This window comes from Actinoplanes sp. TFC3, assembly GCF_001553785.1.
Lineage (GTDB): Bacteria > Actinomycetota > Actinomycetes > Mycobacteriales > Micromonosporaceae > Actinoplanes.
Genome location: NZ_LOJP01000001.1, coordinates 4,268,669 through 4,294,956 on the forward strand (window position 1 = coordinate 4,268,669; position 26,288 = coordinate 4,294,956).

At 68.5% G+C, this 26,288-nt stretch carries 22 protein-coding genes; 10 read left to right on the forward strand and 12 right to left on the reverse strand.

Annotated features, from left to right (window positions below; genetic code table 11):
* Positions 1 to 140: 140 nt before the first annotated feature.
* Positions 141 to 3,335, reverse strand: coding sequence for a glycoside hydrolase family 2 (locus tag TFC3_RS19250; protein WP_067501732.1), 3,195 nt, complete (start codon positions 3,333 to 3,335; stop codon positions 141 to 143).
* Between the two features lie 285 nt (positions 3,336 to 3,620).
* Here TFC3_RS19250 and TFC3_RS19255 point away from each other — a divergent pair, with 285 nt between their 5' ends.
* Positions 3,621 to 4,157, forward strand: a complete 537-nt coding sequence (locus TFC3_RS19255; protein ID WP_369819632.1) for a 2'-5' RNA ligase family protein — start codon at positions 3,621 to 3,623, stop codon at positions 4,155 to 4,157.
* 369 nt (positions 4,158 to 4,526) lie between these two features.
* Positions 4,527 to 5,897, forward strand: coding sequence for a UDP-glucose/GDP-mannose dehydrogenase family protein (locus TFC3_RS19260; RefSeq protein WP_067501735.1), 1,371 nt, complete (start codon positions 4,527 to 4,529; stop codon positions 5,895 to 5,897).
* On the opposite strand, the gene TFC3_RS19265 is transcribed toward TFC3_RS19260, so the two are convergent.
* On the reverse strand, positions 5,889 to 6,557 hold the full coding sequence (locus TFC3_RS19265; RefSeq protein ID WP_236718204.1) for a copper homeostasis protein CutC: 669 nt from the start codon (positions 6,555 to 6,557) through the stop codon (positions 5,889 to 5,891). The genes TFC3_RS19260 and TFC3_RS19265 overlap by 9 nt on opposite strands.
* A 267-nt stretch (positions 6,558 to 6,824) precedes the next feature.
* Here TFC3_RS19265 and TFC3_RS19270 point away from each other — a divergent pair, with 267 nt between their 5' ends.
* The 6 genes from TFC3_RS19270 to TFC3_RS19290 all read left to right on the forward strand — a co-directional run bounded on the left by TFC3_RS19270 (position 6,825) and on the right by TFC3_RS19290 (position 14,021).
* Positions 6,825 to 9,314 carry a LamG-like jellyroll fold domain-containing protein gene (locus TFC3_RS19270; protein ID WP_082772163.1) on the forward strand — a complete coding sequence of 830 codons (2,490 nt, stop codon included), beginning with the start codon at positions 6,825 to 6,827 and terminating at the stop codon, positions 9,312 to 9,314.
* Between the two features lie 165 nt (positions 9,315 to 9,479).
* Positions 9,480 to 10,871, forward strand: coding sequence for an OFA family MFS transporter (locus TFC3_RS19275; RefSeq protein ID WP_067501741.1), 1,392 nt, complete (start codon positions 9,480 to 9,482; stop codon positions 10,869 to 10,871).
* Positions 10,868 to 10,990, forward strand: coding sequence for a hypothetical protein (locus TFC3_RS40030; RefSeq protein WP_255363776.1), 123 nt, complete (start codon positions 10,868 to 10,870; stop codon positions 10,988 to 10,990). The genes TFC3_RS19275 and TFC3_RS40030 overlap by 4 nt, the downstream gene beginning before the upstream one ends.
* Before the next feature lie 193 nt (positions 10,991 to 11,183).
* Positions 11,184 to 12,806, forward strand: coding sequence for a fibronectin type III domain-containing protein (locus TFC3_RS19280; protein ID WP_067501745.1), 1,623 nt, complete (start codon positions 11,184 to 11,186; stop codon positions 12,804 to 12,806).
* Positions 12,739 to 13,221 carry a GNAT family N-acetyltransferase gene (locus TFC3_RS19285; protein WP_067501748.1) on the forward strand — a complete coding sequence of 161 codons (483 nt, stop codon included), beginning with the start codon at positions 12,739 to 12,741 and terminating at the stop codon, positions 13,219 to 13,221. Before TFC3_RS19280 ends, TFC3_RS19285 begins: the two co-directional genes overlap by 68 nt.
* Before the next feature lie 164 nt (positions 13,222 to 13,385).
* Positions 13,386 to 14,021 (forward strand): arginase family protein, encoded by a 636-nt coding sequence (locus tag TFC3_RS19290; RefSeq protein WP_067501752.1) that lies wholly within the window; start codon positions 13,386 to 13,388, stop codon positions 14,019 to 14,021.
* Positions 14,022 to 15,535: 1,514 nt separating this feature from the next.
* On the opposite strand, the gene TFC3_RS19295 is transcribed toward TFC3_RS19290, so the two are convergent.
* Both TFC3_RS19295 and TFC3_RS19300 read right to left on the reverse strand, forming a co-directional pair.
* Positions 15,536 to 15,883, reverse strand: coding sequence for a hypothetical protein (locus tag TFC3_RS19295; RefSeq protein WP_067501756.1), 348 nt, complete (start codon positions 15,881 to 15,883; stop codon positions 15,536 to 15,538).
* Between the two features lie 104 nt (positions 15,884 to 15,987).
* Entirely contained in the window at positions 15,988 to 16,284 is a 297-nt protein-coding gene (locus TFC3_RS19300) for a hypothetical protein (RefSeq protein WP_067501760.1), read from the reverse strand.
* Between the two features lie 304 nt (positions 16,285 to 16,588).
* On the opposite strand from TFC3_RS19300, the gene TFC3_RS19305 reads away from it, so the two are divergent.
* A complete protein-coding gene (locus tag TFC3_RS19305) occupies positions 16,589 to 16,951 on the forward strand; it encodes a hypothetical protein (protein ID WP_067501764.1) in 363 nt (120 codons plus the stop codon).
* Positions 16,952 to 17,173: 222 nt separating this feature from the next.
* Here the strand turns inward: TFC3_RS19305 and TFC3_RS19310 are convergent, their stop codons facing one another.
* Both TFC3_RS19310 and TFC3_RS19315 read right to left on the reverse strand, forming a co-directional pair.
* On the reverse strand, positions 17,174 to 18,724 hold the full coding sequence (locus TFC3_RS19310; RefSeq protein WP_067501767.1) for an HNH endonuclease signature motif containing protein: 1,551 nt from the start codon (positions 18,722 to 18,724) through the stop codon (positions 17,174 to 17,176).
* 81 nt (positions 18,725 to 18,805) lie between these two features.
* Positions 18,806 to 19,933, reverse strand: coding sequence for a hypothetical protein (locus TFC3_RS19315; protein ID WP_153040300.1), 1,128 nt, complete (start codon positions 19,931 to 19,933; stop codon positions 18,806 to 18,808).
* A gap of 149 nt (positions 19,934 to 20,082) precedes the next feature.
* Between TFC3_RS19315 and TFC3_RS19320 the strand changes: the two genes are divergently transcribed.
* The gene (locus TFC3_RS19320; RefSeq protein ID WP_067501771.1) at positions 20,083 to 20,766 is read left to right on the forward strand and encodes a Clp protease N-terminal domain-containing protein; all 684 of its coding nucleotides are present in this window, start codon (positions 20,083 to 20,085) and stop codon (positions 20,764 to 20,766) included.
* On the opposite strand, the gene TFC3_RS19325 is transcribed toward TFC3_RS19320, so the two are convergent.
* From TFC3_RS19325 to TFC3_RS19350, 6 genes are all read right to left on the reverse strand, one after another.
* Positions 20,763 to 21,455: an endo alpha-1,4 polygalactosaminidase gene (locus TFC3_RS19325; protein WP_067501774.1), complete on the reverse strand. Its 693-nt coding sequence runs from the start codon at positions 21,453 to 21,455 to the stop codon at positions 20,763 to 20,765. The two genes, TFC3_RS19320 and TFC3_RS19325, sit on opposite strands and share 4 nt — an antisense overlap.
* Positions 21,452 to 22,408, reverse strand: coding sequence for an NAD(P)-dependent oxidoreductase (locus TFC3_RS19330; protein WP_067501777.1), 957 nt, complete (start codon positions 22,406 to 22,408; stop codon positions 21,452 to 21,454). Before TFC3_RS19330 ends, TFC3_RS19325 begins: the two co-directional genes overlap by 4 nt.
* Positions 22,405 to 23,718 carry a nucleotide sugar dehydrogenase gene (locus TFC3_RS19335; protein WP_236718205.1) on the reverse strand — a complete coding sequence of 438 codons (1,314 nt, stop codon included), beginning with the start codon at positions 23,716 to 23,718 and terminating at the stop codon, positions 22,405 to 22,407. The genes TFC3_RS19330 and TFC3_RS19335 overlap by 4 nt, the downstream gene beginning before the upstream one ends.
* A gap of 32 nt (positions 23,719 to 23,750) precedes the next feature.
* Positions 23,751 to 24,557 carry an endo alpha-1,4 polygalactosaminidase gene (locus TFC3_RS19340; RefSeq protein WP_067507079.1) on the reverse strand — a complete coding sequence of 269 codons (807 nt, stop codon included), beginning with the start codon at positions 24,555 to 24,557 and terminating at the stop codon, positions 23,751 to 23,753.
* Between the two features lie 107 nt (positions 24,558 to 24,664).
* On the reverse strand, positions 24,665 to 25,540 hold the full coding sequence (locus TFC3_RS19345; RefSeq protein ID WP_067501786.1) for an NAD(P)-dependent oxidoreductase: 876 nt from the start codon (positions 25,538 to 25,540) through the stop codon (positions 24,665 to 24,667).
* Positions 25,537 to 26,265, reverse strand: a complete 729-nt coding sequence (locus TFC3_RS19350; RefSeq protein ID WP_067501789.1) for a sugar phosphate nucleotidyltransferase — start codon at positions 26,263 to 26,265, stop codon at positions 25,537 to 25,539. Before TFC3_RS19350 ends, TFC3_RS19345 begins: the two co-directional genes overlap by 4 nt.
* Between the last annotated feature and the right edge of the window lie 23 nt (positions 26,266 to 26,288).

Here is a 26,288-nt window from a genome sequence, read left to right on the forward strand (position 1 = left end):
CCGTCTTCCCACGTGTTGTACCAGGCGCTTCACGATGTCGCCCGGCGCGCCAACGTCAGAGTGATGCCTGATGGGCGCTTGATCGAAAGAGGGCCCGCCTCGCAATGACGCGAGGCAGGCCCTCTCTTTTCGGCTGCCTGTTACTTGGGTGCCTCAGCGGTGTACAGCGCTGCGACATCGGCGTCCGACAAGGTGCGGTTGTAGGCGTGCACCTGGTCGATGTTGCCGGACCAGTAGTCGGTCGGGTTGCCCGCGTACTTGGCGCGGCCCAGGGTCAGCGGGCCGGTGCTGATCACGTCCGGGCCGGCCTTGGCGGCGGCGACCCGCTTGCCGTCAACGTACAGCCGGATCTCGCCGCTGGCGTGGTCGCGGACGCCGACCAACTGGTACCAGCGGTTCAGCTCGGGCGTGATCGCCAGCTTGGCCCGGTTCTCGCCGGGGGTGCTGAAGGCGAAGGAGCCCTGACCGTACTGCAGGTAGAACGGGTTGGCGGTGGCACGGCCGTCCTGGCTGACCGCCGAGGCGTAGTTGCCGGGCAGCTTGTCCAGGGTGACCCACGCCGAGACCGTGTAGTCCTTGGTGGTGTCGAGCACCGGCGCCTTGGTGGCGGCCGAGTCGCCGTCACCGTCGAACTTGAGCGCCGAACCCGACACGCCGGCTGTCCACGCGGTGTCCCCGGCGAGCTTGAGATGCGAGCGGGTGCCACTGGAATCGTTGGCGGTGGTGCCCTTGCCCTCGTCCAGCTTCCAGTCGCCCTTGCCCGGGAACGTGGCGTCGTCGCCGGCTTGCGCGCCGGCTTCGATGACCGCTTCGTTGATCTTGCGGACCTTGTTGGCCTTGACCTTGATCTCGCGGCGGTCGTAGGTCCACAGGCCGTTGAGCTCGGTCTCCACGTCGGTGATCTGGGTGTAGACCGAGCCGGACAGCTCGGCACCTGCGCCCTCGAGGTAGAACCGCTCGGTGTTGTCGACGTACTTCGCGGTCAGCGCGTCGGTGTCGGCGACCCCGCTGTAGATGACCGCCGGCGGGCCGGGGTACATGTGCCCGGGAGTGCGCAGCGTGAAGCCGCCGTGCTCGCCGTCCATGGCGATGCGGGTGGCGTCGGGGTACGCCGGGTCGGTGTTGTTGTAGTCGTGGTGGTCGATCACATCGCCCTTGCCGGAGTCACCCTTGGAGGCGCAGCAGTTCACACCGCTGTGGGCGTTGACGATGCGTGACGGGTCGGCCGCCTTGACCTGCTCGGTGATGCGGCCGGTCTCCTCGCGGTTCCACTCGCCCCAGCCCTCGTTGAACACGATCCAGCCGATGATCGACGGGAAGCTGTGCAGTTGCTTCATCATCTCGCGGCCCTGGCTGAGGAACGCCTGCTGACCGGCCGTGCTGCTGATGTCGGCGGAGACGAAGTCCTGCCAGACCAGCAGGCCCAGCTCGTCGGCGTGGCGGTACCAGCGGGCCGGCTCGACCTTGATGTGCTTGCGGACCGCGTTGAAGCCGAGCTTCTTGGTCTGCTCCAGGTCGAAGCGCAGCGCCTCGTCGCTGGGCTGGGTGTACAGACCGTCGGGCCAGAAGCCCTGGTCGAGCGTGGCGAGCGAGAAGATCGGCTTGCCGTTGAGGGTGAGCTTCGGGAAACCACCCACATTTTGTACGGCCACAGAGCGCATACCGAAGTAACCGCGAACGGAGTCGCTACCCAGCTTGACGTCGAGGTCGTACAGGTACGGGTCGTCCGGGCTCCACAGGTGCGGGTTGGCGATCTTGATCCGCAGGTCGGTGTTCGCCGCCCCGCTGACCGTGCCCACGCTCTTGCCGGCCTTGTCCAGCGCGGTGATGCTGACCTGCTCAGTGGCGGCCGAGGCGATGTTGACCACCACCGAGCCGGTGGCCAGGTCCGGGGTGGAGACGATCTGGTCGACCGAGGCCGCGGCCACCGGCTCCAGCCACACGGTCTGCCAGATGCCGGAGGAGGGTTCGTACACGATGCCGCCCGGGTTGAGCGACTGCTTGCCCTTGGGCTGGTCCGGCCCGGTCACGTCGGTGACGCCGACGATGATCTCCTGCTGGCCGCCCACGGTCAGGGCGTCGGTGATGTCGGCGGTGAAGGCGTTGTAGCCACCGGTGTGCTCGGTGACCAGCTTGCCGTTGACCCACACCGAGGCCTGGTAGTCCACGGCGCCGAAGTTGAGCTTGACGCGCTTGCCGTTCCAGCCGGCCGGCACGGTGACGAGCTTGCGGTAGAACATGTGGTCCTCGCGCCGCTCGATGCCCGACAGCTGCGACTCCACCGGGTAGGGCACGGTGATCTGCTCACCGAGCTTCTTGCCGAACACCGGCTGCTCGCCCGCCTCGGCCCCGGCGAACTCCCACGGGCCGTTGAGGTTGACCCAGTCCTTGCGGATCAGCTGCGGCCGCGGGTACTCCGGCAGCGGGTGCTGCTTGTCCACCTTGTCGCCGAACGGCGTGGTCAGGCGGTGCGTGGAATTGTTGGTGGCCGAGCGGATCACCTGCGGGACGCTCTGGCCGCCCACGATCAGGCCACCGGTGCCGTCGTAGTTGACCCGTACCTTCTGGTTCTTCTGCACGGTCGCGTCGAGGGTGAGCTCGACCTTGTTCGGGTTGCGCTTGTCGATCTTCGCCTTCTTGATCGGGAAGGGCGTGGTGTCGACCTCCACCGTGGTCTTCGCGGCGAACTGGCCCAGCGCGGTGACCTCGGCGTCGAAGGTGGCGATCAGCGTCTCGCCGTCGGCCTGCACGGTGAAGTCGGCCGGGAACACCTGGAAGCCGTCCGGCGGGGTGAACGCCGACTCGGGCACGATCTGCTTGGCCAGGCCGGCGCCGGCCCAGCGCAGGAACAGGTTGGCGCCACCGACATCCTGGAACATCTCGATGCGTACGGTGTGCGCCTCACCGGCCACGAGGTGCACCGGCTGCGAGGTCTGCTCGACGTCCCAGTCCGGGACCCAGTGGTCGATGACCGGCTTCTCGTCGAGCAGGAAGCGGAACCCGTTGTCGCCGATCATCGAGAACGTGTAGTCCCCGGTGGCCGGGGCCGTGAGCTTGCCGGTCCAGCGGGCGGTGGTGTGCTCGGTGCGCCCGGTCAGCGACTCGAACGTGCCGGCCAGCCCGGCCAGGTCGATGTTCGGGTCGAGCACGATGCCGCCGAGCTGGGCGAAGTCGCGGGCCCCGGGGGCGGACATCCGGTAGTACTCGCCCTTGAGGCCGTGCACGGTGGCGGCGGCTTCGGGGGCGCGGGCCTGGGCGGCGCCGGCGGGCGCCGCGAGAACGGACAGAGCAAGCAGGACGGCCAGGAGTATTGGACGGACGGGAGGTCGCCGCATCAAGTGTTTCCTTCCGATCAACAGCGCGTTGCGACCACAGTCATGCATGACCATTCATGATGTCAACAGATTGAAACAGGCTCGGACATTTTCGCTAGCCCGCCAGGGTTCCGGTATGCCGTCGCAGGGACTCATTCCTATCCGGATGCCCGCGCTACGGCCGCGATGCGGACAAAGTGGAGTTCGTTGCCGATCGATGTCCTCGATGGCGGAGGCGTCCGATAAAGATCAGCGCTGCGGCACCCGCCCAGCGGCCCGCTGCGCTCGGCTGGCTACCGTGATCATGTGGTCGCTGCGCTTGAGTTGTATCTGGACACCGACGCGAACCGGAGGTTGCGCACGCTGTGGCGCACCCTGGAGGCGGACGGCATCCCGACAATGGCCTCGCTCAACCAGCGGCACCGCCCGCACGTCTCCCTCGCCGCGTCGCGCACGCTCGCCCCGGACGTGGTGGCTCAAGCGTTGCAGGGTGTGCCGGTGGGGCGCGGGCTGAGCCTGGACATGGACTTCGCCGGCCAGTTCGTCGGGCGCGTGCTCTGGCTCGGCGTCGTGCCCACCGGCGAACTGCTCGACCACCATCGCGAGGTGCACGACCGGTTGACGGCCGGGGGAGTGGACGTGTGGGAGCAGTACCGCCCCGGCCGCTGGGTGCCGCACTGCACCGTGTCGCTGCGGGTGCCCAACCCGCTCATGGCCCCGGCGGTCCGGCGCTGCCTGGAGATCCTGCCGCTGCGCGCCCACGTGACGGGAGCCCGCCGTCACCGATCACGCCAACGACATCGCCCACCCCTTGGGCTGATCACCCGGGCGGTCTGCTCTTGATCGCCTTTCACGTCGGTGACAGCAGCTCTCATCTCACCCAGTGGTCCGGGTCTGGGGTGGACGTGGGCGTGCATTTTCTCGATCCCTCAGCCGTTCGGGCGGATCTGGCGGCCGCCGGGTTCACGATGCCGGCCGAACTGATCCGCAGGCCCCTCGACCCGGCCGGGTACCCGGGACGGCGCGCCTGCCTGCTGGCCGCAACACCGCAGGCCGGGGCGGTGAGCCGGCCACTAAAAGTAGCTTGATGATCTCGGAGCGTCACCGGGGTGCGGGGAACGTGCGGGCGGTGTGAGGATGCGTGACGGGACGGATTACCGTTCCAGCGACCGGGTAATCGCGGGCCAAGATCGCTTCGAGAGGGAGAATGGCATGAAGGTGTGTGTCGTCGGAACCGGGTACGTGGGTTTGACCACCGGTGTCTGCCTGGCGTTCCTCGGTCACGACGTCACCTGCGTCGACCTCGACCAGGCCAAGGTTGACCTGCTCAGCTCGGGCAAGTCGCCGATCTACGAGCCGCACATGGACGCGCTGCTCGCCGACGCCGCTGACAAGCTCAGCTTCACCACCGACTACGGCAGCGCGGTGCCCGGCGCCGAGGTCGTGTTCATTGCCGTGCAGACGCCGTCGCTGCCCGACGGCAACCCCGACCTGAAGTACCTGCGCTCGGCTGCGGAGAGCGTGGGCCGGCACATCGGCGGCGACTTCACCGTGGTCGTCAACAAGTCGACAGTTCCCATCGGCAGCAGCAACTGGGTCGACTCGATCCTGCGCGAGTCTTTCGAGCGCACCCACGAGCGGCGCAGCGACGGCGAGTTCTCGGTCGCCTCGAACCCGGAGTTCCTGCGCCAGGGCGCGGCAATCCAGGACACGCTGTACCCCGACCGGGTCGTGGTCGGCTCGGACAACCCGCGCAGCCTCGACGTGCTCAACCGGCTCTACCGCACGCTGCTCAACCAGACGTTCACCCCGCCGACCTACCTGCCGCGCCCGGCCGAACTCGGCGCGGTGCCGATGGTCTCCACCGACCTGGCCTCGGCCGAGCTGATCAAGTATGCGGCCAACGCGTTCCTGGCCCTCAAGATCAGCTTCGCCAACGAGATCGGCCAGCTCGCCGGGCGGGTCGGCGCCGACATCCGCCAGGTCACCCGGGGCATCGGGCTGGATACCCGGATCGGGCCGCGCTTCCTGCAGCCCGGCATCGGCTGGGGTGGCTCGTGCTTCGGCAAGGACACCGCGGCGCTGATCGCCACGGCTGCCGACTACCACCACGAGATGCCGATCGTCACCGCCGCCCGCTCGGTCAACCAGCTTCAGCGGCGCCTGGTGGTGGACCGGCTGCTGGAGGAGCTGCGCATCGTCAAGGGCCGCAAGATCGGCCTGCTCGGCCTGGCGTTCAAGCCGGACACCGATGACATGCGCGACGCGCCGGCGTTGGACATCGCCCGCATGCTCATCGACCGGGGAGCCCGGATCAGCCTGCACGACCCGGTGGCCGCCGAGCGGTTCCGCCGTGAGCAGCCCGACCTGGCGCCGTACCTGGCCGACGACGTCGAGGCGGTGTTCGACGACAGCGACGCTGTGGTGCTGGTCACCGAATGGTCGCAGTACCTCGACCTGGACTGGGCGAAGCTGTCCACGCTGATGCGCACGCCGGTGATCCTGGACGGCCGGCACTGCCTGGACCCCGAGCGCCTGGTCAAGATGGGCTACCGCTACCTGTCGGTCGCCCGCTCACGGTAGTAATCCGCGCCACAGCCGGACGAGGTGCGCGTCAACGGGGGCATCCCAGGCTCCCGCGGGGCGCACCGCACCGCCGGTGTGGAAGGCGCGCACGCCGACGTCCAGCAGGGGAGCGAGGTGCTGCTGGCGCAGGCTGCCGCCGACGAGTACGGGCGGGGTGCGGGTGGCCTCGCTGAGCAGCGTGCCCAGCCCGGCCTCGACGCCGTGCGGGCTGCCCGCGGTCAGCACGCCGTCGAGCCCGGGTAGCTCGGCTATGGCATCCCAGGCGGCCAGCCGGTCGCCGGCGTGGTCGAAGGCGCGGTGGAAGGTCCAGCGGCAGCCGTCGATGGCTGCCAGCACGGTCTCGACCGCTGCGATGTCGACCTTGCCGTCGGCGTCCAGGAAACCCAGCACGAACTCGTCGGCCCCGGCTGCGCGCAGCTCGCGGGCGCAGCGGGTCAGGGTGGCGGCGTCGCTGAGGGCGTACCCGTCATCGGCTCTGAGCATGACGCGCACCGGGAGTTCAACGGCGGCCCGGACCGCCGCGTAGGTCTCGACGGGTGGTGTGAGGCCTTGTGCGCGCATGTCCGCCACCAGTTCGATCCGGTCGGCGCCGCCGTCACGGGCGGCGCGGGCGTCGAGGGCGTTCAGCGCGATGACTTCCAAGATCGAGTGGGGCACCGCCGCATCGTCGCACATGAGCCTGAACAAACGCCGGACCGCACAGGAGCGAATCGGTGGGAGATTACCCGAATCGGTGAACTTGCATGTTCAATTGTGTTGATCCATCGACAACTTTCGCTCGTAATCTTGACGTTACCTGAGCAACGTTGTTGAAATGTGTGAGCTCCCTGGGCGGCGTCTGCCGCGCTCGAGCCGTCCAGCATGGACGGCGTCCGAGTGCCGTGCGCGCTACCCGGGTCACCCCCGAGGAAAGGGACCTCGCGCATGATCAGAGTTCGAGCCGGTCGCAGGCATCTGGCTGCGGCGGCCGCCTTCTCGCTGATAGCCGCCGGTGTGTCCACACCCGCGCAGGCCGCCCCGGCCTGGCACAAGGGCATCCCGCCGATCGCGACGCCCTGGACGGACCAGGTCGGACCGGCCAACGCCCTGCCGGAATACCCGCGCCCGCAACTGGTTCGCAGCAAGTGGCAGAACCTCAACGGCGTGTGGGAGTTCGCGAAAGCCGACGTCAACCAGGCGGTGCCGGCCGGGCAGTCGCTGGGCGAACGCGTGCTGGTGCCGTACCCCATCGAATCTGCTCTGTCCGGGATCCAGCGCCATGAGGACCGGATGTGGTACCGCCGCACCTTCACCGTGCCCTCAAGCTGGAAGGTCGGCTCCGGCCAGCGCCTGCAACTGCACTTCGGCGCGGTCGACTACGACGCCAAGGTCTACCTCAACGGCACCCAGGTGGCCACCCACCGCGGCGGCTACGACGGCTTCGACGTCGACGTCACCGACGCGCTCAAGGGCACCGGCCCGCAGGAACTCATCGTCTGGGCCGAGGACCTCACCGACGCCACCGGCCAGCCGATCGGTAAGCAGCGCCGCCAGAGCGACCGCGGCATCTTCTACCAGGGCAGCTCGGGCATCTGGCGCACGGTGTGGATGGAACCGGTCGCGGCCGCCGCTATCACCGAGCTCAAGCAGACCCCGGACGTGCCCGGCAAGGCGCTCAAGCTCACCGCTGACGTCTCGGGCGGATCCGGCCTGACGGTCAAGGCCGTGGCCACGAGCAAGGGCAAAGTGGTCGGCGAGGTCACCGGAGCCGCCGGCGCGCAGCTCACCCTGCCGATCAAGAAGCCGAAGCTGTGGAGCCCCGACGACCCCTTCCTGTACGACCTCGAGGTCACCCTGCTGGAGGGCACCAAGACCGTCGACTCGGTCACGTCCTACTTCGGCATGCGCTCGATCGGCACCAAGAAGGGCGCCGACGGCAAGCTGCGGATCGCGCTCAACGACAAGATCCTGTTCAACATGGCCACCCTCGATCAGGGTTTCTGGCCCGACGGGCTGAACACCGCGCCCACCGACGAGGGCCTGAAGTTCGACCTCGAGCAGCACAAGGACATGGGCTTCAACGCGGTGCGCAAGCACATCAAGGTCGAGCCGGACCGCTGGTACTACTGGGCCGACAAGCTGGGCCTGATGGTGTGGCAGGACATGCCGGCCAGCAACACCGGGCCGATCCCCGAGGCATGGCGCGGACAGTTCGAGTCCGAGCTGCACGAGATGGTCCGCGAGCACCAGAGCTGGACCTCGATCATCGCCTGGGTGCCGTTCAACGAGGGCTGGGGCGAATGGGACCGCGCGGCCACCGGGCGCATCGCCGACGAGGTGAAGGCCCAGGACCCAAGCCGGCTGGTCAACGCGCACAGCGGCGTGAACTGCTGCAACTCCCACGGTGACTCCGGGCACGGCGACGTCATCGACCACCACCAGTACCTCGGCCCGGCCAGCCCGTCGCCGGACGCGAACCGGGTGGCCATCGACGGCGAGCACGGCGGCTTCGGCCTCAAGATCTCCAACCACATGTGGTTCGGCGACGGCCAGGCGTACGAGATGGAGCCGGACTCCGAGACGCTGACCGCGAAGTACGTGGCCAACCAGAAGGCGGTCATCACCTCGGCCCAGCAGTGCGGCATCAGCGCGGCGATCTACACCCAGATCACCGATGTCGAGGGCGAGCTCAACGGCTTCTGGACCTATGACCGCCAGGTCGCCAAGATGGATCTCAAGCAGGTCAAGAAGGTCAACAAGGAGATCATCAAGAAGGCCGACGGCAGCGCGAGCAACGTACCGCAGCCCCCGGCCGGCACGCCCGGTCTCGAGGGAGTCGCGGCGTACCCGTTCAACGGCAGCACCGAGGACACGGCTGGTAACCACGACGCTACGCTGGTCGGCAACCCCTCGTACGGCGAGGGCAAGAACGGCCAGGCCCTGGTACTCGACGGCTCGACCCAGTACGCCGACACCGGCGCGCCGGTGCTCAACACGGCCTCGGACTACTCCGCCTCGGCGTGGGTCAAGCTCGACAAGGCAGACGGCGCGTTCCAGACCGTGGTCAGCCAGGACGGGGCCAGCAACAGTGACTTCTTCCTGCAGTACTCCGGGGCTGACCAGCGCTTCGCGATGAGCTTCGCCGGGGTGCGCGCGCTGGCCCCGGCCAAGCCCGTGGTGGGCCAGTGGTACCACCTCACCGGCGTGCGTGACTCGGTGAAGGGCGAGCTGCGCCTGTACGTCGACGGCGAGCTGGCCGGTTCGGCGGGCGCCTGCCTGCCCCAGAGCGGTCCGACGGGCAACACCGTGATTGGTCGCGGCAAGTACGGCGGCAACCCGGTCGACTACCTGGACGGCGCCGTCGACCAGGTGCACCTGTACGACCGGGCGCTGTCCGCGACCGAGATCAAGGACCTGTACACCTCGGGTCGCTGAGTCACGGCACGATCGTCAGGCCGGGTCGTTCTCACGAGGGAGCGGCCCGGCCGTCGTTCCGACCGGCTTGTTACCGCGAACAACGTTCGGCGGCTATTTGTTGCGGGGAATTTACCGCAGGTCGATGATGTGGCTGCAAGCACCGGTGATCGTCTGGAGGCGCCCATGTTGACAGCGCTCGACCGCAGCCGCTCGGTGGCCCCGCCCGGCTTCAGCCGCTGGCTGATCCCGCCGGCCGCGCTCTCGGTGCACCTGTGCATCGGCCAGGTGTACGCCACCAGCGTGTACAAGAACTCCTTCGTCGCCCACTTCGACTCCTCGGCCACCGCTGTCGGCGTCATCTTCAGCATCGCGATCGTGATGCTGGGCCTGTCCGCCGCGGTCGGCGGCACCTGGGTCGAGCGCAACGGCCCTCGCAAGGCCATGTTCGTCTCCGCCTGCTTCTGGGCGGCCGGCTTCCTGATCGGCGCGCTCGGCATCAGCACCAAGCAGCTCTGGCTGGTCTACCTCGGCTACGGCGTGGTCGGCGGCATCGGGCTGGGCATCGGCTACATCTCCCCGGTCTCCACGCTGATCAAATGGTTCCCGGACCGCCCCGGGCTGGCCACCGGCCTGGCGATCATGGGCTTCGGCGGCGGCGCGCTGATCGCCAGCCCGCTGTCACGCCAACTGCTCTCGGCGTACGACTCGGGCTACGACCCCGACGTGGCGACCTCAACAGCCTCCGGCGGCGCGCTCGTGGCGCTGTTCCTGACGCTGGGCATCGGCTACTTCGTCATCATGATGTTCGGCGTGGCCAACATGCGGGTGCCCGCCGACGACTGGCGGCCCGCCGGCTTCGACCCCGCGTCGATCAAGAGCAAGCCGCTGGTCACCACGGCCAGCGTGTCCGCGGCGAACGCGATCAAGACCCGTACCTTCTGGCTGCTCTGGATCGTGCTGTTCTGCAACGTCACCGCGGGCATCGGCATCCTGGAGCAGGCCAGCCCCATGATCCAGGACTTCTTCCGCGGCGGCGACGGCAAGTCCGAGGTCGCGGTGGCCACGGCAGCCGGGTTCGTCGGCGTGCTGTCGCTGTTCAACATGGCCGGCCGTTTCGCCTGGTCGACCGCCTCCGACGCGATCGGGCGCAAGCGTATCTACATGGTGTACCTGGGCGTCGGCATGATCCTGTACGCCCTGCTCGCCTCGATCGGCGACTCCGTGGTGGCCCTGTTCGTGCTGCTGGCCGGCATCATCCTGTCGTTCTACGGCGGCGGGTTCGCCACCGCCCCGGCGTACCTGCGCGACATGTTCGGCACCTTCCAGGTCGGCGCGATCCACGGCCGGCTGCTCACCGCCTGGTCGGCGGCGGGCGTGGCCGGACCGCTGATCGTCAACGGCTTCCTCGACGCGCAGGGCAAGCCGGGCACGCTGACCGCCTCGGCGTACCAGCCGGCGCTGTTCACCATGGTCGGCGTGCTGGCGGTCGGCTTCATCGCCAACCTGCTGGTGCAGCCGGTGCCCGAGCGCTACCACGAGAAGACCACCGGCAAGCCCAAGGAGGCAGTGGCATGAGTGACACCTCTTCGACATCGCCCGCATCCGTGCGCCTGATCGTGTCGTGGGCGCTGGTCACGGTGCTGCTGGGCTACGGCGTCATCGAAACCGGCATCACCGCCGCCAAGCTGTTCTGACGAACGCTGTGTGGACAGCCCCTGCCTCGGCGGGGGCTGTCGGTCTCACGGTGAGGGTATGGAGCTGAACGCCTGCGCCGCGCAGCAGCCGTCGCGGCGCACCTCGGCGAGCGGCGACCTGAGCGCGAAATGCCCTTGAGCGACTTTTACCCTTTTTCTGCCGGAAGCAGGTTGATCATGTTTCGCTGACGCCATGCGGATCTTGGTTCGGGCCCTGGTGATGGCGGCACTGCTGCTCACGGCCACTCCCGCGCACGCCGACGACTCGCCGTTCGACGTGAACCGGGTCCGGGCTGCGGAGTCCGGGCCGCAGCAGGGGCTCACCGCGGTCGGCGACGGGCACGCCTGCGCGCTGGTCAACTATCAGGATCTGTGGTGCTGGGGAACCAATGACCAAGGCCAAATCGGCAACGGTACGACCACAGCCGCGCCGGCCCCGGTGCGCATCACCGGCCGCCTCGGTCAGGCCGCCCAGCTGCTCGGCGTCGACGCAGGCCGGGCACATACCTGCGCCCTGAGCACCGGGGCGGGTGGGCTGGCCGTCTTCTGCTGGGGGGCCAACGAAGACGGCCAGCTCGGCGACGGCAGCTTCGAGCGGCGCACCCGGCCCGAACTGGTCAGCACCGATGCGGTGCAGGTGGTCACCGGGCGTGACCACACCTGCGTGCTGACCGTCGAGCTGACCGTGAGCTGCTGGGGCGCCAACGACGACGGCCAGCTCGGCTCGCCCACCCCCGGCACCAGCGACGCCAACCCGCAGCCGGTGCCCGGGCTCAGCGACGTGCTCGACGTGGCCGTCGGCGACGACCGCACCTGCGCGGTGAAGGAGAACGGCGAGGTGTGGTGCTGGGGGGCCGGGGAGTTCGAGCCGCGCAAGCTGCCGGGCGGGCCGTTCAGCGAGGTCACCGCGGGGCGGCGCCATGTTTGTGCGCTGGGGCCGTACGGTGCTGCGTACTGCTGGGGCAGCAACGCGCGCGGGCAGCTCGGCGTGGGGACCGGGGATCAGGAGAAGCCGCGGCGGCTGGGGGCGCGGGCGTACTCGGTGATCCGGGCCGGTGGTGACTCGACGTGCGCGCTGACCGCGGCCGGACAGGCGTACTGCTGGGGTGCCAACGAGCACGGCCAGCTCGGCATCGGTGACAAGGCGGACCGGGCCACCCCGGCGCTCGTGGACCGGCGCCGGTTGCACAGCTCGTCGCTGGCCCGCCTGGTGCTCGGCCCGGCCGGGGCTCGCCTCGGTGACCTGTCCCTGGGAGGCACCCGCGCCTGCGCCGTCGACCTCACCGAGACGTTCTACTGCACCCGCGATGACCTGTTCAGCGCCGTCCGCCTGGCCCCGGGCAACCCCAGGCAGGTCAAGGCCACCGCCCGCCGAGGAGCCCTGCGCGTCACCTGGCACCCGCCGCGCAACCCCGGTGCCGACCCCGCCGTGCGCTACGCCGCCATCGCGTTCACCGGCACCGACCTCGACGCCGGGCGCACCTGCTACGCCGCAACCAAGCACACCTGCATGATCACCGGCCTGACCGCCAACCGCCGCTACACCGTCCTGGTAGCCGCAATCAGCCGCGCCGGCATCAGCTACAGCGCGCCCGCCGCCGGCACCCCCGCTGTCACTGCCGCGGCCGCCGCCGGTGGCCAGGGTGCCGGGCTTCCCATCACCGGCCCCGGCTCCGCCGCTGCGCTGGCAGTTGTGCTGCTCATCATGGGGTCGGCTGTGCGTTCGGCCGCTTCGCTAGGCTGCCGGAATGGCAACAGTCGGCTTGCGGGACGTGGTGGACGAGGACCTCGACGCGATCTTCGACCAGATGCGTGACCCGGTCGCCGTCCACATGACCGCCTTCACCGCTGAGGATCCCGACGACCGGGCCGAGTTCGACGCGCACCTGCACCGCCTGCGCACCTCCCCGGACATCACCCTGCTGGCCATCACCGTCAACGGCGTGCTGGCCGGAACGATCGCCAGCTTCCCCGTGGGCGCCGACATCGAGATCACGTACTGGCTGGACCGCGCCTACTGGGGACAGGGAATCGCCACTGCCGCCGTACGGGCGTTCCTGACCACGATTCCGGTGCGGCCGGTCATCGCTCGGGCCGCCAGCGACAACGCCGGTTCGCTCGCGGTTCTGCGCAAAACGGGGTTCACCAAGACCGGGACCGAGATCGCGTACGCCAACCAGCGCGGCAAGGAGATCGAGGAAACCGTCCTCCGCCTGGACACCCCATGCTGATCACGGTGCCGTACCACCAGGACGAACAGATCGCTCTGCCTGTTGAGGGGGATGTTTCAGTAGCGCCCGCTCCCGCCTCGTTTTCGGCCCTTTCCCCGACATCTTCTTCGGCTTCTCCGCCGGCCGGTTCACTGTGGCCGAGGGTTGCCGCCGTTGGTGCCGCGGTGGCTGCCCAGATCGCGTGCACCCAACTGCCGGTGACCGTGGTGTCCGGCGACTGCCTGATCGGCCCGGCAGTCCTGGCCGGAGCCCAGCGAACCGGAGCCGACCCGGCCCTGGTCTGGTTCGACGCCCATGGCGACGTCCACACCCTGGCAACGTCAACGTCCGGCTACCCCGGCGGCCTGGCCCTGCGCCTGGCCATGGGTGCCAACCCTGAGCTGCTGGCCACCCCGCTGGCGCTGCGCCCCGTACCCCCGCATCGCGTCACCCTGGTAGGAGCCCGCGACCTGGACCCCGCCGAAGCCGCCTACCTGGCCGAGTCCCCGGTGAAACAGGTAGCCGTTGCCGCTGTCCAGGCACCGGCAGGGCCCTTCATCGTCCACGTAGATGTGGATGTGGCCGACCCGGGCGAGGTGGCCGGGCTGCGCTACCCGGCTCCGGGCGGGGTGGCCACGTCGGAAGTGGTTGCCGCGGTTCGGCGGTTGACTGGTACCGGGCGGGTTGTGGCTCTGAGTGTTGCTTGCACGTGGAAGGGCGGGGTTGCTTCGCCTGCTGTGTCGTCCGCTGCTCTGCCTGGCGCTGCTCTGCCGGGCCGGGATGAGTTTGTGGCCGCGCTGGTGGCCGCTGGGCCGCGCTGAATTGTGCGCCGCCGGCTCTGGGTGGCCGTCGCTTTGATGGATGCCGGCTCTGGCTGTTGTTGGCTTGGCTGTTCTTGGCTTGGGTGGATGCGGCTTGGGTGGATGCGGCTTTGATGGATGCGGCTTTGATAGATGCCGGTGCCTCCACCCGTAGGTGAAGGCACCGGCATCCGGCCCCTCGGTAAAGACACAGCGCACGGCAAGAGACCCACACCGCCACCCCGGCAGCGCCGCCTCCGGTAGCGCGCGACCAACCATAGGGCTACCGTCCGCGACGGACCCTTAACAAAACCTCAAGACTTTCACAGGTTTGTCATAGGTAAATGTGGAGGAAGATCGACAGCAATCGCTATGTGGGGGTTGCGCGTCCGCTCACAGACACAGCGGAACGGTCCTGAGCAGGGCCAAAGCGAAGTGGACCCCAGCTGACCGCGTCGATCAGAAGTGTCGGCCGGAGTGGCGGGGCGGCTGGAGTGGCGGGGCGGCCAGAGGGGGTCGGTTCTGCTGCGCAGCCTCCGGCCTTGGATGCTGTGGCGGGGCTCAGGGGGGCAGTCTTGCGGTGGGCTGTTCAGCCCGTCAAGCGCTGTCAGTAGCCGTTCAACCGATCAAGTGCCGCAGCACGGCGGGGCAGCCGATCAGGTGCTACCGCAGACGGCCTGCCGGTTATCGGCAGCCGAACATGAACCACTACAAGCGGCCCAGCGCAACCCACCGTTGCATGCGGCTGTGCGGACCGAGCGCCGCCGCGAACCGCTCAGCCGACCAAGTACTGCCTCAGAGCTCAGCCTGGCATGCATCAGGCAAGCGACCAAACCCCTCAAGCACCACCGCAAGCAGCCCGGCCCTTGAGCAGCGCTGCCGACGCTTACTCCGGGCGGCCCAGCCCAGCTCAAGCCCGCTGCGGGCGGCCCAGCCCCCAAGCCCGCTTCGGGCGGCCCAGCCTCTCAAACGCTCTTTGGGCGGCCCAGCCGATCACGCACTGCTTCTGGGAAGCGGCTCACCCTCGCAGAGGCAATTTCGTCAGCGGCTTTGCCGAAGCAGGCACCGAACCCGTGCTCGGCATCGCTGCTCATGCGGCACTGCCGTGGTGATGAGCCGACCGTCGAAGCTGGAAGCCGACCGTCGAAGCTGGCAGCCGAGCGCAGCGTCAAGGATGCCTTGAACAGATCCGTAAGTACTCGCGGCCGGCGCCTTCCCTGGTGCGGGCTGTCTGAGCCGCGGTCGTTGCGGTAGCGCCCACGGCGACGCAGTACGGCCGCATGGGGACGAGGCGAACACGTCGCCAAGGGAGGTCAACCTCCCGCGCGACAGCCGCCAGGCCCGCTACCTTCTGACGGATATCGCAGCGCGCTGGTGATTGCGGTCGACCTAGCCAACCATTTCGGAGCGAAACACCAGGCAGCTTGAAGGCCGCACCAGCGCCTCGCCGCGATCAGGGCCATTCGATAAAGACCGCGACCGCGGCAATCACGACCAGTAGCACATGACAAGACGTCAACGGCACACGACGAAGGTTAGTGGCACACGACGAGGAACTGGCCGACTCCGCAGCATGACGCCACTATGGAAATACTGATGGCGGCTGTTGCACGCAGGGTTGTGTCGATGGGGCTGCGGCGGGTGTACGGCAAGAATTGCTCGACGATGACGGCTGCGATCCAAGCTAATGCCAGCAGCGGTAGATACAGGTCCCAAGCCTCGTTGTTGAAGGCGCTCGCGTTGCCGCTGCCGCCGTAGTTGGGGCAATCCGTCACCGAAGTCACCGGATCCAGCGCCACCACGAGGCCCACCAGAAGCAGGCCACCAATGCAGAACGACCACAAACCTCGAAGCGGCGACGCACGCGGGCGATCTTGGTCCACCCCGCCACAGTACGAAGCCAGCGCCAGCGCTCCTCCGGCCAAACGCACAACCCGGTGCAAGCAAGCCGTCGGCTAAGTGGTCCGAGCCGTAAATCCTTCGGGGGTTATGCGGCCAGGGCGAGTGCGGCAGGCTGGTGATCGCAGCCGGCGGGTTGCTGGAGGTTGCGCTCCTTCTGTTCGTGTCGCTCGATCCGGGCCATCAGGTCCTCGAGGTCGGCCGGGGTGAACTTCCATCGGAACGGCCGGGCGGCCTGGTTGTAGCGCTGCTCGAAGGCGGTGAGCCGGTCCTCGACCTGGTCAAGGCTGGTGAAGTCGTTCGGTGTGAGGACTTTGCGCTGGACGATCGAGAAGTAGATCTCGATCTGATTCAGCCAGGAGGCATGGGTCGGGGTGTGGACCATGACCGCGTTCGGAATCGTGCCGTGAGGCGGTCGGCCGCGGCCCGACCACGATGTGACGAGCCGTTGTCGACCACCCAGAACACCCGCTTCGCCGACGCGTAGGGTTCTTGGGTCATGACCTGTTCGACCGGGGTCATGAACGGCAGCCGACGTCGTTCGGCGGCGGTCAGAGCGATCGGGCGTGCGTGCGGGGCGGGCACCGGCCAGCTTCCATCGAAGACGATCTTGCTGAGGACCGTCGGGAATGCCGTGCAGGCGTGCCGCGAGCGGGCAGGACACGCCGGAGGCGGCAGGATGTGGTCCTATGCCGGTCATTCCCGCTTCCACCAAGACGTCCCTGCCGCAGCGGCTACGGGCCCGCGCCAAGACGAACTGGCCGCAGCTGGCCGGAGTCGATGTCCGCTATCGCGGCCAGCTCGCCTACGTCGCCGTCGAGTTGACCAGCGGACAACAGCAGCCGGTGATGCGGCTGCGTTACAGCGGATCCGCCCATCGCTGGCACCTCGCCACCTACCGGGCCAGCAACAACAGCTACGAAGACCAGCACTGGTTCAGCGGCACCACCGAAGAAGCCCTCGACTTCGTCTGCGACGTCCTCATCAGCCCCGTCACCGACTGGCCGCAGCCCAACCGCGAGCCGTCAACCCCCGGCGGACTTACGAACTGAAGCACTAAGCCCACTAACCCGGCGCCCGCACGCCGCCAGCCCAGCCCACCAGCCCGCTGCCCGCACGCCGCCGGCCAAGCCCACCAGCCCGCTGACCGCACGCCGTTGGCCAAACCTCACGAGTCCGGTGCCGGCACGCCAACGACCAAGCCGCCGCCAGTCAGGTCCACCGCCAGCGCTCCGCCCCCCAGGTCCACAAGCGTTGCGCCAGCACGCCGTCGGTCAGGCGCATGAGTTCGCTGGTTCGCGGAACCTTAAGGGTCTGAACTTGTTGCGCTGGGGGATTCGTTCGGGGTCGAGCCATGCCGGGGGCAAGAACTCAGGGTGGCGGTCGGCGGATAGGCGGACTTCCCAGCCGCTTTTCTCGTCGTGGATGACGTTGTGGTGGTGGCGGCAGAGCAGAACCAGGTTGTCCAGCTCGGTGAGGCCGCCCAGGGCCCAGAACAGAATGTGATGCGCGTCTGTCCACCTCGGCGGGCGATCGCAGCCGGGGAAGGCGCAGCCGCCGTCCCGGGCGACCAAAGCGCGGCGCAGGGGGCCGGGAGCGGTGCGGGAGAGGCGTCCGACGTCGAGAACCTCGCTCTTGCTGCCAAGGATGACGGGGACTATGCGGGCGTCACAGGCCAGGCGGCGTACGGCTCCGGCTGACAGGCGTTCGCCACTGTCGAGGGTGCCAATTCCCAGTGAGCCGATGCCAAGGGAGCCGGCGCTCAGCGAGCCCGCGCCCAGCGAGCCGGAGCCCAGCGAGCCGGAGCCCAGGGACGCAGCGCCCAGCGAACCAGCGCTCAGCGAGCCCGCGCCCAGCGAGCCGGAGCCCAACGAGCCCGCTCCCCGGGACGCAGCGCCCAGCGAACCGGCGCCCAGCGTTCCGGAGCCCAAGCCCCGGGACGCGGCGCTCAGCGAACCGGCGCCAAGGAAGGCGGCGCCCAGGGAAGAGGTCAGCAGGTCATAAGACACTGTGACCGCCAGTTGGGGCGGCTCTCCGCCGTGGATGGGTAGGTCGCCGGCTCGCATGGTTCGGTCGCATACCTCTACCAGGGCGTCGGCTCGGCGTTGTTCGGCTGTGCGGTCGTCGCCGGGGTGGGGCTTGCTCAGGCTTTGGAGGGCGGTGCTGACTACTTCGGCGTCTTCCTTGGACAGGGCACCGCGTACGCGCACCAATCCCTCGACGGGCATCGACAAGGAGAGGCCTCGCCTGGCCCGTGACCGTTCTTCTTCGCGTTGCAGTGCCAGTTCGTCGGCGCGGTCGGCTAGTTCGGGCGCTACGTGGTCGAGGATGCGGGCGCCCAGACGGCGTAGTTGGTGGGCCGGGAAGCCGGCTGCCATGCCGATCAGGGTGCGCTCGGCGTCGTCGGCTATCCGAGCTGTGGACGTACCCTCGTATTCAATTCCTTTGAGGGTTTCGGGGATCTGGTCGACCGCAGCGGCGATCACGTCGGCTTGGCGGACGTCCACGTGACCGTGCAGCAGGGCCTTCTCCACCGCGGGCCAGTGGGACAGCCGTTCGGATCGCTTGGCCAGCGTCCGCGCGGGACAGGGGTCGATCTGCAGGCGGGAACGAAGCCAGCTGGTGGTGGTGCGGTGCCCGTGCGCGGCGGGAATGCCCAGGGCGGCGATCTGGCGGGTCAGTCGCATGGTCAGGAGTGCCTGGACTTGCTCGCAGCGATGAATCTCCTCCAGGCAGGAGATCAGCTCGTCATCGCGCAGCGACCACAGTGGAGCCTCGGCCGCCTTGGCGAAGTCCTCCTGTATCTGCTGCAGCATCGCGAACATGGGGCCACATTGGCACAGACGTTCGACAGGTCGCAAATCCGGGATGCGCCCCCAACCAATCGAGGCGCATCCCGGAATTGGTCAGTCGTTCAGCGTGCAGGCGGCGAACTTCTCCAGACCCTCGGGCTTGGCGGCGTGCCGGCCGATCGCCGTCTCGATGCGGTTCAGGGTGGCGACCCGCTTGTCCTCCAGCGGCCCGAGGATGGCATTGTTGATGAAGTTCGGCCCGCCCTCGTTGGCGCTGGTCGACAGGCGCTTGTTGGCCTCGTCGATCTGCGTCTGCAACAGCGTGAGGTTGCGCGCCACTTCGTCCTGCGCCTGCACCGGGATCGACGGCAGCCCCGCGATGTCCGGGCAGTTGACGGTCAAGACGCCAGCGGCCGGCGCTTCCGATCCAGGAGCAGGAGCGGAGGTAGCCGGAGCAGCAGGAGCGGCTGGAGCGGCGTCGCCCAGGGCGCAAGTGGCCAGGGTGTCGACGTCGAGGACCGGCTTGGCGGCGTTGCGCCCGATCGCAGTGGCCATCCGGTTAATGGTGGCGACACGCTTGTCCTTCAGCGGCCCGAGGATGGCGTTGTTGACGAAGTTCGGCCCACCCTCGTTGGCGCTGGTGGACAGGCGCTTGTTGGCCTCGGCGATCTGAGTGTCGAGCAGGGCCAGGTTCCGCTCGATCTCGGCCTGGGCCTGCGCCGGGATCGTACCGAGCCGATCGGCCACTTCGGGACAGCTGATGGCCGATGCACCGGCGGCGGCCTCGGGAGCGGCAGGGCCAACCGCGGTGGGCTCGGGCGCCGCTACGCCACCGCCGCCGGAGTTCAGTGAGCAGGTCGCGAGCGCGTTCTCGTCCAGCTTGGGCGCGGTAGCGTGCCGGCCGATCGAGATGACCATGCGGTCGATGGTGGACACCCGCTTGTCCTTCAGCGGGCCGAGCACCGAGTTCTGGGCGCTGAAACCGCTCTTGCCGGAGCTGGCGCTCAGCCGCTTGTTGGCCTCGCCGATCTGGGTGTTGAGCAGGGCCAGGTTCCGCTCGATCTCAGCTTGCGACTGCGCCGGGACGGGGCCCAGGGCACCGGCCACGGAAGGGCAGTTCACCGTCGGCACGGAGCTTTCGGCGGCCGAGGCGACTCCGAGGCCGACGCCGACCAGAGCCACGGCGACCGCGCCGACACCGGCGATCTGCCAGCGACGCGCGGAACTACGGGTGATGTGCATGTTCGCCAAAGCCTTCCTGTCAAAGGACCTCGGCGAGCAATACGGGAGCGCTTCCAGCAACGGATCAGCGCCAGGGTGAGCTTAAAAGAACCTTAAAGAACGTCAACCTGAAGTTGACGACAACGAAATCGTCAACCTATGGTTGACGAATGACGACACACGTACGCCTCGACGACTTGATCGAGGACATCAGGAGGAGCAACGACGACGCGCTCGGCCAGCTCGAAGGCGCGGTGCTGGCCGCCGACCACCTCGGCGAGCTGGCCGACCACCTCATCGGGCACTTCGTGGACCAGGCCCGGCGGTCCGGTGCTTCGTGGACGGACATCGGGCGCAGCATGGGCGTCTCGAAACAGGCCGCACAGAAGCGGTTCGTACCCAAGAATGAGTCCGGTGCCCAGATTTTCGCCCGGTTCACGCCGGGTGCCCGCGCGGTGATCGTGCAGGCGCAGGAGGAGGCGCGCATCGCGCGGAACACCGAGATCAAGACGGTGCATCTCCTGCTCGCGCTGGTCAAGGATCCCGGCGAGTCCGGTTCGCGGATCATCGTGGCACAGGGCGTGACGCTCGATGCGGTACGGGACGCCGCGAGCGCCACGTTGCCGGAGGCGGTCGAGGGGTCGCCGATGACCGTGCCGTTCGACGGGGACGCGAAGAAGGCGATCGAGTTGACCGGCCGGGAGGCGCTGCGCCAGGGCGACGAGCAGATCGGCACCCAGCACATCCTGCTCGCGCTGCTGGAGCAGGAGGACGGCGACGGGATCCTGACCCGGCTCGGGGTGACCAAGGCCTCCGCCGAAAGGGCGGCGGAGGCCATCAGCCAAGACCGCTAAACCCGGGACAGCGCCCGATCGCTCACCACGCACTGCATGCCGAACTGGTGGGCCCGGCGGATCGCGAAGTCCGTCAGGCCCGGCGTGTCGGCGTAGTCGAGGGCGTACAGGTCGAGTTGCAGGCGCAAGAGTTGCTCGGCGATCTGGGCGTGGAATTCCAGCACGTCGGGCGGCCACGGGGCGTAGCCGTCGTCGGTCCAGCGAGCCGAGAAGGACTCGAACACCACGCCGTCGACCAGCTCGGCCAGCCGGGGCAGCATCCCGAAGCCGCGGTTGGCCAGCATGTACGCCGGTTTCGCCTCGGCCCGGATCGCCGCGACCAGGGTCAGCAGGTGCGGCACGTCCTCGGGGAACGTCAGCTCCACGTTCAACGTGTCCAGGAACAGCCCGTCGAACCCGGCCGCCATGGCATCGCGGGCCTGCCCGACCACGTGCTCGACCCACTGCGGGTGGCCGACGTGCACGAAGTGGCCGCCCCAGTCGGGGTTCTTCTCCGCGCGTTGCCACACCGCCGGCGGACCCTGGTCCTCCGACAACGTCAAGTAGCCCAGCGTCTGCACACCGCGCTCCTTGAGGAACTTCAACTCCTCGCTGGAGTAGAAGTCCGGCTGCAACACCACCCGCGGGTACCCGGCCAGCTCGGTCAGCCTGCCGTTGCCGTAGTAGAAACAGATGGGAGAGCCGGTCATGACGGCCTCCCGTGCTCGGCGTACCAGGCGAACGTCGACGCCACGCCCTCTTCCAGCGACACCTTGGGCTCATAGCCGGTCAGCGATCGCAGCTTGCTCAGATCCGGGCAGCGCCGGTGCACCGAACCGGGCGGCGCCGCAGTTGCCGACACCACGGGAGACGCACCGGCCGCCCGCAGCACCAGCGCGGCCAGGTCACCGATGTTGGTCTCCTCGCGGTCGTTGCCGATGTGCACGATCTGCCCGGCCGCCTCGGGCGTGCCCATCAGCCGCACCATCGCCTCCACGGCGTCATCCACGTGGCAGAATGCCCGGAACTGATCAGCCCCGGGCACCAGGAACGGATCCTCCCCGGCCTGCGCGCGCAGCGACATCTCCGGGATCACGTGGTCGGCGCCCATCCGCGGGCCGTACACGTTGTGGAACCGCCCGACCACAGCGTCGAAGCCCTTGGCCCGCGCGGTGTGCAAGAACGCGGCTTCGCCGAGAAGCTTGCTGACCGCGTACGCGAACCGTGGTGCCGTGATGTCGGAAATCATTGCGGGTACGTCCTCGGCGGTGGGTACCCCGGCCACGCCGGCGTCCACTCCCCCGGCATACACCTCACTGGTGGAGGCGAAGAAGACCCGTTCGCCGGGCGCCACCCAGTCGAGCAGGTGCATGGCGGCGAGCGTGTTGACCCGTACCACTCGCGCCGGGTCCTTCTCCACGTTGCGCACGCCGACGACGGCCGCGAGCAGGTAGATCTGGTCCCAGCCGTGCGACAGACCGGCGTAGGAAGCCGGGTCGGTCAGATCCGCGGAGATGATCTTCACCGAGGACGAGGAGAGGTCGGCGTCCTGGCGGCCCCGGGAGAAGTCGTCGACGACAGTGACCTCGTAGCCGTCGTTCACCAGGCGGCGGGCCAGGTGCAGGCCGATGAAGCCGGCCCCGCCGAGCAGGAGCGCCCTCATGCCTCAACCCCCTGAGCAACAGGTACGTAGCCGAGACCCGCGTAGCGAATGCCGAGCGACGTGACGGCGGCGGCGTCGAGGATGCGCCAGGAGTCGAAGATGAGCGCCGGGCGGGTGCCGCCGAGCAGCTCGGTCACCTCGATCGAGCGGTAGTCCGGGTGGTCGTTGATGACCAGGATCGCGTCGGCGTCGGTGAACGCCTTGTCCAGGCTGACCGGGTCGCCGCCGTACTGGCGGATGACGTCGCCGGAGACCATCGGGTCGTGGCCGGTGACGGTGATGCCCGCGGCGGAGAAGATCGGCATCATGTCGGCGATGGGGGTGCCGCGCATGTCATCGGTGGGGGGCCAGCCCTTGTACGCCCAGCCGAGCACCGCCAGCCGCAGCCCGCGCGTCTCCTCGAACTGCGAGCTCAGCAGCCGTACCACTGTCTCGGCCACATGCTTGGGCAGGAACTCGTTGAGCGAGCGCGCCCGGCCCACCAGGAACGGCTCGTACGATCCGGCGCTGTCCAGCATGATGTACGGATCCTTGGACAGGCAGCCACCGCCCACGTAGCCCGGCTTGGCCAGGTCGGGGCGCGGATAGTCCACGTTCGCCGCGCGGATGACCTCGAGCGGGTCGAGCCCGTGCTGCTCGGCGATCAGCGCCAGCTCGTTGCCGAAGGAGTAGATCAGGTCGGTGTGGCAGTTGTTGCTCAGCTTCACCATCTCGGCGGCTTCCAGGCTGGACACCTCGACCACGGTGTGCGCGAGCCCGCTGAAGAACTCGACAGCGGTGCGCAACGAGACGTCGTCCAGCCCGCCGATCACCTGGGGCAGCTCGACCAGCTCGCGCAGCGCCTGACCCTGGATCGTGCGTTCGGGGGCCATCACCAGCTTGACATCGTCGCCCCACGCGGCTTGCAGCTCGGGCAGCACAACCTTGCGGCTGGTGCCGATCGGTACGGTGCTGCGGACCACGACCAGCGTGCCGGGCCGGCAGGTGGCTGCGACGCTGCGTGCGGCCGCCGCGAGGTTGGCCAGGTTGGGCCGGCGGGTGCTCTCGTCGACCGGCGTGGACACGCTGATGACCGCGACGTCGACGGTGTCGCGCGGCAGCTCCGCGGCGACGAACACGCTGGTGCCCACCTTGTCCGCGAAGATCTGCTCGACGCCTGGTTCGAAGATGTGCGACCGGCCCTGCGAAAGGGTGCCGATCACGGTGGGCGACACGTCCGCGCCGTGCACGACGAACCCCTTGCCGGCCAGCGCCGCGGTCAGGGTGAGCCCGACGTAGCCGAGCCCGACGACCCCGACTGTCATAGGCATGTCTGTTTCCTCCAGGTGGTGGGTGGACCCGCTCAGGGACACGGCGGGCTTGGTCGGTCCAGGCCGAGCACGGTGACGGTGCCGGCGAAGCGTTCCTTGCGGTACGAACTGCAGGCTGCCCGTACGTCCGCAGCTCGGCTGGCATAGTCGACGCTGAGCACGAACTTGCCGGCATCGCGCAGCGCCCGCGTCTCGCTGAGGTTCTCCGTGCAGTAGTCCTCGGTGCAGCGCTCGTCGGTGGCCTGGAAGAACAATTCCTCCATGCCGATCCCGTCGATCGCTGTGGTGTAGCCGTTCTGGTGGCGCAGCTCCGGTGAGTTCTGAGGAACGATCAGGAAACCGGGTGCGCGCTTCTTGGCGTACCGGCTGATTCTGACGATCAGCTCGGCCATGTCCTTGGCGAGAGCGTCCCGGTCGCGGCCCTGCACCGCTTGCAGAGCTATTTCCTCGTAGGCCAGAGGCGTGTCGAGGTACACGCCGTCGTAGCCTGCCGCTGTCGCCCGGTCGACGCGGGGTTGCACGACGCGCTGCCACCACCGTTCGTCGTAGTAGCGCACGAAATACTCGCCGGGCCAGTCCTTCCATTCGTTGGCGATCAGGTCGGCCGCATCGCGCCGCAGGTCCGGGTATTCCGGCCGGAAATCCTCGATGCTGCCGATCTCGAAGTACGCCAGCACCCGCTTTCCAGTGGCCCTCACCGCCGCGATCTCCGAGCGGGTGAAGTAGTCCTCGTGGGCATCTCGTGCCAGGTCGATGACCACCAGCTGATAGGGCCCCGCCGCCAACTGATCGAGTTTGCCGCCGGCGTAGTCCTGCAATTGGTAGGCCCAGGAATGCAAGGCCCCCGACGGTCGGGGCAAAGGCGAAGGTATGGGCGACGGTGAATGCGTGCACGCCGCCAGCAGCACCAGCACAAGTGCCGATGCTGTGGCCAGGCGCGGCATTCTCATCCGGCCGCCCAGATGTTCTTGATGGACGTGCTCAGGTCGTGCGCGGGCGTCCATCCCAATTCGGCGGCGGCGCGCCGGATGTCAGCCTGAATCCAATTGACTGCCGCCGACCGTTGCGGACCGCTCCCTTCCTCACGAACGGTTCCGGTCCAGCCCGCTCTTTCCACAAGCAAATGCACGGCTTCGCGTACGGTCACAGCCCGCCCGCTTCCCGCGTTGTAGATGCGGCTCGGCAACCGGGGTGCCACCACCGCGGCCCGGATCAGCGAGGCGACATCCTGCACATCGACGAAATCGCGGTACGCGCCCAGCGGACCGAGGGTGATCTCGCAAGCGCCCGACAACTGGGCCGCCCGTATCCGATCCGCGGCCCGGCCCAGCACGTTCTCGCCCGGTTGCCCCGCACCGATCGGGTTGAACACGCGCAACGAGACAGCGTCGGCGCGCCCGGTGGCCCCGGCCAGCGCGAACAGCCGGGTGCCGGCGAGGTGGCTGATCCCGTACGCGCCAACGGGTTCGGTGCGGTCGCCCTCGGCCACGGCCCGGCCCTGCTCGACGACGCCGTACTCCCCCGCCGACCCGAGCCGCACCAACCGCGCCCCCGGCACCGCGGCTTCGACGGCCTCCACCAACTTGGCCGCCACCGCCGTGTTGGCCCGCACCAGGTCCTCGTACGACCCGCCGAGCGCCCCTACGCAGCACACCACCGCATCCGGCGCCTCGGCCCGCAGCAACGCGGTCAGCCCAGCCGTGTCCCCGGCGATGAGGTCGAACCGGTCCCGCCCGGGACAGACAAGTTCCCCCTCCGGAGCCAGCGCCGCCTTCACATGCGACCCAATGAACCCCGACGACCCGAAAAGCAGAATTTTCATACCGGCTCCTCCAGGCGCTCGCGCAGGATCTTGGGCCGGATCGTTTCGAAGGTGCGGTTGGCCTCGTCGTAGTCCTCGGGGCGGCCGATGTCGAGCCAGAAGCCGTCGAACGGGAACGAGCCGGGGTTGTCGCCGCGCGCCAGCAGGTCGAGCACGAGCTGGTCGAAACCGAAGGCCAGGCCCGGGGGGTACGGATTGAGCGTGCGCCGCGACATCCCGTACACGCCCATGCTGACCTGGTAGTGCAGACTGGGCTTCTCCCGGAAGCCCACGATCTGCGACTTCTCGATGTCGAGCACCCCGAACTCCACGCGGTGGGTGCGCTCGGCGATGGCCACGGTGAGCCCGTTGCCGGCCATCTGGTGGTGCTGCAGCAGCTCGGCGTAGTCCAGGTCGGTCAGGATGTCGCCGTTCATCACCAGGAACTGGTCCGGCAGCGACTCCTTGAGCGCGAACAGCGGCCCGACCGTGGACAGCGGCCGGTCCTCCTCGATGTAGTCGACCTCGAGGCCCCAGCGGCTGCCGTCGCCGACGAACGCCTTGATCAGCGGGCCGAGATGGTTGATCGCCAGGGTGACCGACATGAAGCCGCTGCTCGCCAGCTGCTCCAGAACGATTTCCAGGATGGCGTGCTTGTCGCCGATGGGCATGAGCGGCTTCGGGAGCGTGGTGGTGTACGGCCGCAGCCGCACCCCCTTGCCGCCGGCCAGGATCACCGCGTGCATAGCAGATCTTCCTCCCCGAGTCG